This is a genomic window from Methanofollis sp., assembly GCF_028702905.1.
Lineage (GTDB): Archaea > Halobacteriota > Methanomicrobia > Methanomicrobiales > Methanofollaceae > Methanofollis.
Genome location: NZ_JAQVNX010000085.1, coordinates 1 through 8,846 on the forward strand (window position 1 = coordinate 1; position 8,846 = coordinate 8,846).

The following is an 8,846-nucleotide window of genomic DNA, read 5'->3' on the forward strand; positions in this document are numbered from 1 at the left end:
CGGTTGCCGGTGATCCGTTCGAGCATGTCCAGTACGTGCTCGCGCTCATTGAGGAGGTACATGCCCAGGGTCTCGTGCTCGATCGTGTAGCAGTACGAGAAGTTGGCGATGAGGTGGCTTGCCATCCGATCGAGTTCGTTGACGGCCACCCTGAGGTACGCCGCCCGCGGCGGGGGCGTGATCCCGGAGATCGTCTCCATCGCCTCGATGAAGACCATGTTGTGGACGACCGAGCAGATCCCGCAGACCCGTTCGGCAAGGAACATCACTTCCTGCCAGGGCCTCCCCTGCATGATCCTCTCGATCCCTTTCTTCATGTAGCCCATCTCGACCTCGGCGCTGAGGACGTGCTCTCCTCTGGTCTCGCACTTGATCCTGACCGGTTCCTTCCAGCAGGGGTGGACAGGGCCGATCGGTATCGCTACATCGACCGTTTTTTTCATTGTTTTTTCTCCTCATAGTCTGCAAAGATCGTCGGCGCGAGCGAGAGGATCGCCCTGATGATCTCGGTCGGGCGGGGCGGGCATCCGGGGACCGAGGCTGCGATCGGTATGTGTTTCGAGGCCGGGGGGTTGACGTACCCGCCTTCCCTGTTGAAGACGCAGCCCGAGATCGGGCAGTTGCCGATGGCGATCGCCACCTTGGGCTCGGGGATCTTTTCCCAGAGGCCCTTGAGTTTGTCCTCCCACTGCGGGGTGCAGCACCCGATCACCAGGAGGACGTCGGCCTCTCTCGGGTTGTTGTGGACATAGATCCCGTACTGTTCGAGGTCGTAGCGGGGGGAGAGGCATGCGAGCACCTCGATATCGCAGCCATTGCACGATCCTGTGTCCACGTAGGCCACATGGATCGAGCGCGACCGCACGGCGTTTTTGAGTTTCTGGAGCAGGTCTGTCATGGGGTGATCACCTCCCTGAGGGCTTTCTTTCCTTCTTCGACGGCGGCGTCCGGGGACGCCCCGCCGGCGGCGAGGGCGCGGGCCTTTTCGTATGCGGCCTCCATCTCCGCGGGCGTGAAGACGGCGATCTTCCGCACAAAGAGGTCGCGGCCGAGGGCGTCGGCAAGGGCGTCACCGCTTGCGGGAATCGCAAGCGCGGCCTCCCATCTCGCGGGCATGTTCTCCATGTCAGACATGTCGAGGCGCTCGATGAGGTGGCGCCTGAAGACCTGCACCCGCACGCCGAGGCGGGCGGCCATTTCCCGCACCGTCCGATCCTGCCGCGGCGCTGTGAGAATGTTGTATTTCATGGGGCGGAGGTCTTTTTCATAGAGGTATTCGGTCACAGGACACCTCCTGCTTTCAGGAGGCCGTACAGGAGGAAGAGTCCGACGCATGCCCAGAGAAGGGCCATCTCCGTCCTCTTCAGCCTCTGCTCGTCCCCTGACCCGAAGACGATCCCTGCCGCCCCAAGGAAGAGGGCGGCGGCGATGGCTATCAGGGCGGCCGACGGGCGCTGGACTGCCTGGACGACAAGGATGGCGCCGTAGATTGCCACACCGGCGGCGACGGCGTTTCTGATCATAGTCACAGGATCACCCCCGCGAGAAGGACATAGACGACGATGAGGCCGGCCACCCCGATCTGGATGGTGACCGTGTCGAAGGGGGAGAGCATCGGCGTCAGTGCGCAGATGAACGAGAGGGAGAGGAGGAGGAGCACCATCGTCACGGCCGCAAGGAGCAGGGGCATCGGCCCCATGAAGAGGAGGATGAAGGCGTACAGGAGGACGAAGGTCTTGAGCGCGAAGGCTGCATCCAGTCCGGCACGCCAGACCCCGAAGTGCTCGGTGACATTGCCGCTGACGATCTCCTTGCTCTCGATGACGGCGAAGGGGCTGTAGTGCATCTTCGCCAGGACGACGATGTACAGGGCGATGGCCGCGGGCGGGACCGCAAGGAGGAGGGGACCGTGCACTGCCTGCCATGCCTGGATGTCCGAGATCATCAGTGACCCGGTGACCAGGTACACGGCGGCGATCGTGGCGAAGAGCGGGATCTCCGAGGCCGCGGACATCACCGACCTGATCGCCCCGAACTTCCCGTACGGCGACCCCGAGGAGAGGCCGAGACCGTGCTCCACGATCTTGTGGAGCATGTAGACGGCGAAGAGGAGGAGGAGACTCCCGCCGGTGAGGAGGACGAAGAGGGCGGTGCTCCAGACGCCGATGGCGATGAGCACGACCGCCACGAAGAGCGTCTCGCTGGCCGTGGCCGGGATCCAGGTCTCCTTGAAGGAGAACTTCAGCACATGGAGGATCTCCTGCCAGACCGGCGGGCCGGGCCGTCCCTGTACCCGTGCGATCGCCTTCCTGTGGATGCCGTGGAGGAGAAGACCGGCGAAGACCGCGAAGATGAGATATTCGATCATGTCAGTACCCTATGAACGGGGTGTCCCCCTCTTTTTCCGCTGCATTCCACCACAGGCCGAGGGCGACGAGGAAGAAGGGAAAGGCGACGACGGTCAGCACGATCGAGACCCATGTCTCGACAAGGCCGAGGTGCCACGCCGCCGAGGCGGCGACGCAGACCATGCCCGCCGCCACCGTCACCGCAAGTGCCGTCTGTTTTTTCATTGTCATCACACCGTCAGGGCGATCTCCACCACTCTGAGGAAGAGGAGGAGGGAACTCACATGGATCATCAGTACGTAGGGTGCGCCCGGCGCCCTGGTGATCTCGGCCTTTCCGATGTAGAAGGGCGCCATCCCCTCTCCCATCACGCCGACCACCAGGAACATCTTGGCGAGGAGGGGCACGGCCCCGATCCCGGCGAGCGCCCAGATGGAGAGGGTGCCGGTCGCCGCAAGGGCGATCGCCGCCCCGCCGAAGAGGGGCACGGTGGCGACCATCGCCACGATCCCGTACTGGTACGCGGCCTCCAGGACGTGCCTGTTCTTCACCGCGGCCACGATCCCGATGTTCGTGATCCCGATCATGGAGCTGAAGAGGGTGAAGTTGAAGAGGTCGCCGGAGACCATCGCCCCGAGAGTCGCGAGGCCGCAGGCGATGGCCATGAACCTCTGGAAGCGGAGTTGTTCGGGCGGGATCTCCTTCGTGTAGTAGGCGTCGCCGCCGAAGACGATGTCCACCGGTTTTTCCGGGCGGCTGACGATCGCAAGCACCGTGAACAGGAGGGCGAAGACGAAGAGGACGGCCGTGTACACGCTGAAGTAGTCGACGATGTCGCCGAACTCGACAGCCAGCAGTTCCGCCCCCTCGATGGGGAGGTCAAACATCCCGACCACCCCGCATTGTGCCGACAAGAGCCATCTTTGCCATCACCTTGAGGAGGATTGCGCCGCCCGCGATCATCACCGCGAAGAGCCAGTGCTGCGGGGCGATCATGAAGACGAAGAAGGCGGCGATCCAGAGGGCCCAGGCATAGCCCGAGGCCGTCTCGATGATCTCGAAGGCCTCGTCGTGTCCCTTGCAGAAGAACCAGAAGAGGATGCCGAGGCCTGCCACTGCGCCGCCCGAGAAGCCCGAGAGGATGATGCCGTAGACGACGAGGCCGCCGGCGAGGATCGCGGGGGCGCTGTCCATCACTTCGAGGTGCATCGTTCTCTTCGGGACCGCCGTCAGCCCTTCCTTGACGAGGTAGACCTCGGAGAGGGCCATCAGTTCGGAGATCCCGACCACCAGGCCGGGCAGGATCAGGGCCTCGGCAAGGTCGGTCGCCACCAGGGCGATGATCGCAAGGCCGGTGATCTCGGCGAGGTCGGTGAGGAGGAGGCGGTGCAGGTCGTCCTTTTCGAGCGCGAGGGCGATGAAGGCGATCGCGACCGCGACCAGGACGACCGGGAGGGCGATCTCGTAACTCATCCGTCGCGCCTCCTGAAGAGGTAGGACGCGATCGCAAAGGCCGTGAAGAGGATGCTCGTCTCGACGACGGTGTCGAGGCCCCGGGTGTTGTACAGGATCTCGTCGATGATGCCGCCCGGATGGGAGACGATCGTCGTCCCGAGGTGGGGCGTGGTCTCTGCCAGGAAGAGGGAGAAGGGCGTGAGGTACGCGGTCACGTACCCGAGGTACGGCGAGTTCTCCGGGTACTGCGCCGCGACCGGCGTCGTGTTGAAGGGTTCGCCGCCCCGATCATAGGGGTCGAGGGTGCTTGTCCTGTCGATCGTCTTCGGGTACAGGGTGTCCCCCTGGTAGGTGATCGCGGGGAGGGAGAGGGCCCCGACCAGGATGACGACGAGGACGAGCGCCGCGTAGAGGAGGGTGAGGTTCTCGTAGTCAGAGAGGATCTTCGAGATCCTGCTGATCATGGCTCTCCCCTCCTCTCGGCCACCCTGACCATGACGAAGGTGGAGATGGCGGTCACCGCGATGAAGGTGAGGAGTGCGAGGGTCTCGTCGTACGCGAGCATGACGAGGAGAAGGCCCCACCCCGGGATCTCCAGGCTGATGATCCGGGAGAGGTAGGTCTTCGGCCGCGGGAACGCGGCGGCGACGGCCCCGATGATGAGGATGGCGAGGCCGAGGATGAGTTCAGGCTCCATCTTCGTCCCTCCTCCAGGCGAGTGTGAGGACGAAGATCGTCGTGATCGGCGCAAGCAGGGCGACGGCGACGGCGACGTCGAGGTAGCCCCTATCGACGATGAAGGGCAGGATCCCGCCGATCATCACGCCGAGGGCGATGAGTTTGTCGAAGGGGTCGCGGGAGAGCGCCGTTGCGACGGCCCCGAGGAGGGCGATCGCGGCGAGGACGACCTGCAGGAACTCAATCATGCTTCACACCTCCGGCCTTTGCGCTCGCGATGGCGTTCGCCTCCAGGGTCGAGCCCACGAAGTAGGCGATACCCGCGAGGAGGGAGAGGGGGTGGTCGATGAGGAGCACGATGATCCCGGCGACGGCGAAGTTCATCACATTCAGGTACGGGAGCTTCAGGTAGGTCTCCTTCTCGGCGAGGCAGCGCACCGCGGCAAGGAGGGCGACAACCCCGCAGACGTACAGGGCGATCAACTCCGCCACCCCCAGATGCGGGCGAGGAGACGGCTTGCGTGCCTGTGCGAGAGGCCCTGGATGGTCAGGATCGCGATCACCATGCCGGCGATGAAGTTCTCGGGGGCAAAACCGATGCCGGCGAACCCGGCGACCATCAGGCTTGCAAGGACGGCGCCGGTGGTGCCGGCATAGCCCGGGTCATGGCAGATACGGTTTCCGAAAAAGACAAGGGCGGCCGCCGCGAGTCCTCCGGGAAGGCCGGCGACATAGACCCCGCACGCGGCGAGGAGGGTGCCGGCCGAGGCGTCGGGCGAGGAGACGATATTTCCCATCATCGTCCCGCCCGCGAGGGCACCGCCGTGCTCCTCGATACTCTGGCCGATGGCCGTCGCACCGCTCACGCCTCCTTTCTCCGGCAACCTGAAGACGATATCGACGGTGACGAAGAGGACCCAGCAGAGGACGGCAGCGATCACGATCTGTTGATAGTCAGCAAGCATCTCCTCTCTCCGCGTCTATTCATTTAACCTAATTAACCGGAGCACACCCATAAATATTTTTATACGGTTTTGTAAGAGTCAAATTCGGGCGTTTCACGATTGATTGAGGTATTTGCGACCATCCTATAAGAAATCTCAGATGACGGCAGTGCCGGAGGCCGTCTCCCGCCTCCCATACTATTTTATTCCTGTCAGAGCCGTATCTCTGTATATTCCATGACGCACGACCGCCTGACCCTCATCCTCGTCTTCGCCGTTTTTGCCGTCACGGCCCTCGCCTTCTGGAACCTCCTCTGGGTGGTCGTCATTGCCGCGTCCCTTGCCGTCGTCATCCTGCCCCTGAAGCGGTGGTTCTGCCGGTGGGTGGGTGAGGAGATGGCGTCCCTTCTCACGACCGTCACGGTCTTTCTCGCCCTTACCGTCGCGGCGGGTTTCACGATCGCCGTCCTTGCCCTGAACGCCGATTATCTCGCCGGGATCGTGCAGGGGATCCTCGCCTGGATCGGGGCCGAGGGGGAGACGGCTGTGGGGCCTGTCCAGTCGGCCGGCATCGCCGCATGGGCCGGTGAGCAGGTCGCCCGTTTCGGCGACTGGGCCGGGACATTTGCGTCTGAGGTGCCGATGCTCGTCATCGACGTCATCGTCTTCTTCCTCGCCCTGTTCATGTTCGTTTTCCGGGGCGAGGCGGTCGCCGCGGAGGTGACGGCCGCCCTCCCCGCCCGCCTGCGGGCCGCGGTCGAGAGGATGACCGTCACCTCGGTCGACACCCTCTATGCGATCTATATCGTCCACGTGGCGACGGCGGTGATCACCTTCTTCCTCGCCATCCCCTTCTTCTGGCTTCTCGGCTACGACCACATCATCTTCTTCTCGGTGATGGCCGGGATCTTCCAGCTCATTCCGATCCTGGGGCCTTCCCTGATCATGTTCTTCATCGGCATCCACGCCCTCTCCCTCGGCGACGTCAGGGGGGCGGCCCTGGCGGCCTTCATCGGTTACCCGATCGTCTGCGCCTTCCCCGACCTCTACTTCCGCCCTCTCATGATGGGCAGGCGTGCCGCGATCCACCCGGTGATCATGTGGATCGGATTTTTCGGCGGCCTCGTGACGATGGGCATCGTCGGCTTCATCCTCGGCCCTCTCTTCCTCGCGCTCGCCGTCGCGGGGTACCGGATCTTCATCGAGGAGATGGAGGAGGCGAAGGGGGCGGAGGTGTGAGACTTCTGTCCTGCATGCCCATGCTTTGAAAACCATCCCCGTGGTTTTCATGGTAAACCTCATGATTTCAGGCCGATTCCCCCCTATATCAGCCCTTCCGGAAGCCCTCTGGTGGGTGTTCCCCGGAGGGGCAGAGTGATACATCCTCCGGGCATTCCTGCCGCTCATATCCCTGCTATGTCCCCTGATTTTCTCTTTGATCGTGTATTGGCGCACGATTCTGAGGTTCCACCTGCGTCACGGTTCGGTGGGATCATACCTCCGGCGAAACGGGAAAATAGTCGTTTTTTGGACTCTGTAGAAATCCTATTCTGGAGTGTCTCGTCCGGGGGGCTGCCGCCCCCCGGTCCCCCTGCCATTAGGATAGGGGGTGGAGGGCAGTCCCCTCTTCAAAATGCAGGTTTGCCCCTTTGAGGTCCAATCCTGAGCGGGGGTCCGGGGGCGTAGTCCCCCGGCTAAATCATGAGGAAGGTAGTGGATCTCTGTGTACCTCTTCATAAGATCGGGGATACATCAGCCCAAGTATGAGGGTTTTTACAAAGCCGTTTTTTGGGCATTCCCGGCGTCTGACTAAATACCCCCCATTTTGAGACCTGAACCCCTCACTTCTCCCACCACACCATCGCCCTCTTTCTCCGCCTGACCAGCACGTACCCCCCGTCCCCGTCGGGTTCCAGGGCCTTCCTGAAGTGCTCGACGACGACCTCCTCCTTTCCCGCCGGGGGTTCGTGCATCCTCGTCCAGTCGGCCGCGGCCGCTTCGGGCGATGGGTAGGGCGTGACCGACTCCGTCCCGGTGATCGTCACGTTCGCGTAGATGCCGAGGTCGTGGAGGACGTGGACGACGAAGAGGTAGTCGGGATACCCGCCCCGCCCTCCTTCCGCGCCGAAGACGTCACGCCAGAGTTCCTGTTCGTCGGCCTCCCGCCACTCACCCGCGTGCCAGAAGAGGTACACCGCCCGCGTCGCCGCCGCGTCGATCTTTTCGAGTTCCCGTCTCAGGTCTGCAAAGCCGAGGGCGTTTGCGGCGACGACGACCGTGTGGGGGCCGATGTCGATGCCCGGCGTCACGTCCTCCCAGCGTGCCTTCATGCAGGTGTAATTCCTGAGGCCCGCCTCCTCCATATGGCGCCTGAGGACCGCAAGCATCTTTCCCGACGGGTCGAGAGCGGTGACGTGCCGCGCCGCCCGCGCCATCGGGACCGCAAGACGCCCTGTGCCTGCCCCGATGTCGAGGACCGTGTCGTCCGGACCGATCGTCATCATCGAGACCTCGTCCGCCCCTTTTTCTTCCCCCCTGGCACGGTCGTAGGCCCCGGCCCGGCGGTCCCAGACCGCACCCGGGTCGTCGATCTTCTCCCTGCCGCCGGCCTCGATCGCCGCCCGCCAGAGTTCGTTGTAATCGGGAAGAGGTTCCATGCACCTCCTGTAGGGGTGATCTGATATGAGTGTGGCGGTCAGGGCCGGGATGCGAAAAGACCATGCCGGGCTGACAGAAAAGTACTCTGTATACAGGCGTTGGAATGATCCCACAAAAATCAGACGATATCTCAGGTATAGAACAGATCTTCAACGGCGTGGCCACGGGCATCCTCCGCTATCCCACCCACCTCGCCCTCCTGCTCGGCGTCCTCTTCGTCGCCGGCATCGTCGGGATGACAGGCGTCACGATGGAGAGCGGGTCGAACACCTATCTCGACAAGACGACGAAGGAGGGGGTCATCTATGACAGTTACAGCGAACGCTTCCTCTCCGACACGGTGGTCCTCCTGGTGCGGTGCGACAACCCCCTCGACCCCGACCTCCTCGTCTTCCTCGACAGACTCGACGGCGAGATCAGGGGGGTCAGGCATGTCGCCTCCGTGCAGAGCCTTGCCGACGTGCTCATGCAGATGAACGGCGGCGCCCTCCCCGACTCGAAGGCGACGGCGCATACGCTCGTCTCCCGCCTGACCTGAAGGAGAAACTCCTCCCCTCCAATATGATGACCCTGGCCCTCGTCACCGTGGAGCAGGGCGTCTCGAAGGACTTCTCCCGCAGCGTCCTCGGTAACATTCAGTCGGTGATCGACAGCGAGTCCCCGCCGCCCGGCGTCCGGATCGAGATCACCGGGAACACCGCCTTCGACGAGCAGATGGAAGACGAACTCTCCGGTTCCCTGCTGGTGCTCATCGCCATGCTCG

General features: G+C 63.3%; 17 protein-coding genes. 3 read left to right on the forward strand and 14 right to left on the reverse strand.

Annotated features, from left to right (window positions below):
- The 13 genes from PHP59_RS09610 to PHP59_RS09670 form a co-directional block, all read right to left on the reverse strand.
- On the reverse strand, positions 1–443 hold a 443-nt coding region (locus PHP59_RS09610), incomplete at its 3' end, for a nickel-dependent hydrogenase large subunit (RefSeq protein ID WP_300166411.1).
- Entirely contained in the window at positions 440–898 is a 459-nt protein-coding gene (locus PHP59_RS09615) for an NADH-quinone oxidoreductase subunit B family protein (RefSeq protein WP_300166413.1), read from the reverse strand. The genes PHP59_RS09610 and PHP59_RS09615, both read right to left, overlap by 4 nt.
- Complete coding sequence (locus PHP59_RS09620) at positions 895–1,284, reverse strand: DUF1959 domain-containing protein (RefSeq protein ID WP_300166415.1); 390 nt, start codon at positions 1,282–1,284, stop codon at positions 895–897. Before PHP59_RS09620 ends, PHP59_RS09615 begins: the two co-directional genes overlap by 4 nt.
- Positions 1,281–1,529, reverse strand: a complete 249-nt coding sequence (locus PHP59_RS09625) for a hypothetical protein (RefSeq protein ID WP_300166417.1) — start codon at positions 1,527–1,529, stop codon at positions 1,281–1,283. The genes PHP59_RS09620 and PHP59_RS09625 overlap by 4 nt, the downstream gene beginning before the upstream one ends.
- On the reverse strand, positions 1,526–2,368 hold the full coding sequence (locus PHP59_RS09630; RefSeq protein WP_300166419.1) for an NADH-quinone oxidoreductase subunit H: 843 nt from the start codon (positions 2,366–2,368) through the stop codon (positions 1,526–1,528). Before PHP59_RS09630 ends, PHP59_RS09625 begins: the two co-directional genes overlap by 4 nt.
- A 1-nt stretch (position 2,369) precedes the next feature.
- Positions 2,370–2,573, reverse strand: a complete 204-nt coding sequence (locus tag PHP59_RS09635; protein ID WP_300166421.1) for a hypothetical protein — start codon at positions 2,571–2,573, stop codon at positions 2,370–2,372.
- Between the two features lie 5 nt (positions 2,574–2,578).
- The gene (locus PHP59_RS09640) at positions 2,579–3,235 is read right to left on the reverse strand and encodes a hypothetical protein (RefSeq protein WP_300166423.1); all 657 of its coding nucleotides are present in this window, start codon (positions 3,233–3,235) and stop codon (positions 2,579–2,581) included.
- A complete protein-coding gene (locus PHP59_RS09645; RefSeq protein WP_300166425.1) occupies positions 3,228–3,821 on the reverse strand; it encodes an EhaG family protein in 594 nt (197 codons plus the stop codon). Before PHP59_RS09645 ends, PHP59_RS09640 begins: the two co-directional genes overlap by 8 nt.
- A complete protein-coding gene (locus PHP59_RS09650; protein WP_300166427.1) occupies positions 3,818–4,267 on the reverse strand; it encodes a DUF2106 family protein in 450 nt (149 codons plus the stop codon). The genes PHP59_RS09645 and PHP59_RS09650 overlap by 4 nt, the downstream gene beginning before the upstream one ends.
- On the reverse strand, positions 4,264–4,500 hold the full coding sequence (locus tag PHP59_RS09655) for a DUF2107 family protein (protein ID WP_300166429.1): 237 nt from the start codon (positions 4,498–4,500) through the stop codon (positions 4,264–4,266). The genes PHP59_RS09650 and PHP59_RS09655 overlap by 4 nt, the downstream gene beginning before the upstream one ends.
- A complete protein-coding gene (locus tag PHP59_RS09660) occupies positions 4,490–4,729 on the reverse strand; it encodes an EhaD family protein (protein WP_300166431.1) in 240 nt (79 codons plus the stop codon). The genes PHP59_RS09655 and PHP59_RS09660 overlap by 11 nt, the downstream gene beginning before the upstream one ends.
- Positions 4,722–4,973, reverse strand: coding sequence for a DUF2109 domain-containing protein (locus PHP59_RS09665; RefSeq protein ID WP_366943746.1), 252 nt, complete (start codon positions 4,971–4,973; stop codon positions 4,722–4,724). The genes PHP59_RS09660 and PHP59_RS09665 overlap by 8 nt, the downstream gene beginning before the upstream one ends.
- Positions 4,961–5,446, reverse strand: a complete 486-nt coding sequence (locus tag PHP59_RS09670; protein WP_300166434.1) for a hypothetical protein — start codon at positions 5,444–5,446, stop codon at positions 4,961–4,963. Before PHP59_RS09670 ends, PHP59_RS09665 begins: the two co-directional genes overlap by 13 nt.
- A gap of 216 nt (positions 5,447–5,662) precedes the next feature.
- Between PHP59_RS09670 and PHP59_RS09675 the strand changes: the two genes are divergently transcribed.
- On the forward strand, positions 5,663–6,664 hold the full coding sequence (locus PHP59_RS09675) for an AI-2E family transporter (protein ID WP_300166436.1): 1,002 nt from the start codon (positions 5,663–5,665) through the stop codon (positions 6,662–6,664).
- 602 nt (positions 6,665–7,266) lie between these two features.
- Here PHP59_RS09675 and PHP59_RS09680 read toward each other — a convergent pair.
- A complete protein-coding gene (locus tag PHP59_RS09680) occupies positions 7,267–8,082 on the reverse strand; it encodes a methyltransferase domain-containing protein (protein ID WP_300166438.1) in 816 nt (271 codons plus the stop codon).
- A 104-nt stretch (positions 8,083–8,186) separates the two neighbouring features.
- Between PHP59_RS09680 and PHP59_RS09685 the strand changes: the two genes are divergently transcribed.
- Positions 8,187–8,621, forward strand: coding sequence for a hypothetical protein (locus PHP59_RS09685; RefSeq protein ID WP_300166440.1), 435 nt, complete (start codon positions 8,187–8,189; stop codon positions 8,619–8,621).
- Between the two features lie 23 nt (positions 8,622–8,644).
- Positions 8,645–8,846 (forward strand): hypothetical protein (locus PHP59_RS09690; protein ID WP_300166442.1); only part of this gene is annotated, 202 nt, incomplete at its 3' end.

Bases quoted from the DNA above. Each gene is read 5' to 3' on its own strand.
- PHP59_RS09615 (WP_300166413.1), bottom strand. From the start codon at position 898: ATGACAGACCTGCTCCAGAAACTCAAAAACGCCGTGCGGTCGCGCTCG.
- PHP59_RS09630 (WP_300166419.1), bottom strand. From the start codon at position 2,368: ATGATCGAATATCTCATCTTCGCGGTCTTCGCCGGTCTTCTCCTCCAC.
- PHP59_RS09635 (WP_300166421.1), bottom strand. From the start codon at position 2,573: ATGAAAAAACAGACGGCACTTGCGGTGACGGTGGCGGCGGGCATGGTC.
- PHP59_RS09640 (WP_300166423.1), bottom strand. From the start codon at position 3,235: ATGTTTGACCTCCCCATCGAGGGGGCGGAACTGCTGGCTGTCGAGTTC.
- PHP59_RS09645 (WP_300166425.1), bottom strand. From the start codon at position 3,821: ATGAGTTACGAGATCGCCCTCCCGGTCGTCCTGGTCGCGGTCGCGATC.
- PHP59_RS09650 (WP_300166427.1), bottom strand. From the start codon at position 4,267: ATGATCAGCAGGATCTCGAAGATCCTCTCTGACTACGAGAACCTCACC.
- PHP59_RS09655 (WP_300166429.1), bottom strand. From the start codon at position 4,500: ATGGAGCCTGAACTCATCCTCGGCCTCGCCATCCTCATCATCGGGGCC.
- PHP59_RS09660 (WP_300166431.1), bottom strand. From the start codon at position 4,729: ATGATTGAGTTCCTGCAGGTCGTCCTCGCCGCGATCGCCCTCCTCGGG.
- PHP59_RS09670 (WP_300166434.1), bottom strand. From the start codon at position 5,446: ATGCTTGCTGACTATCAACAGATCGTGATCGCTGCCGTCCTCTGCTGG.
- PHP59_RS09675 (WP_300166436.1), top strand. From the start codon at position 5,663: ATGACGCACGACCGCCTGACCCTCATCCTCGTCTTCGCCGTTTTTGCC.
- PHP59_RS09680 (WP_300166438.1), bottom strand. From the start codon at position 8,082: ATGGAACCTCTTCCCGATTACAACGAACTCTGGCGGGCGGCGATCGAG.
- PHP59_RS09685 (WP_300166440.1), top strand. From the start codon at position 8,187: ATGATCCCACAAAAATCAGACGATATCTCAGGTATAGAACAGATCTTC.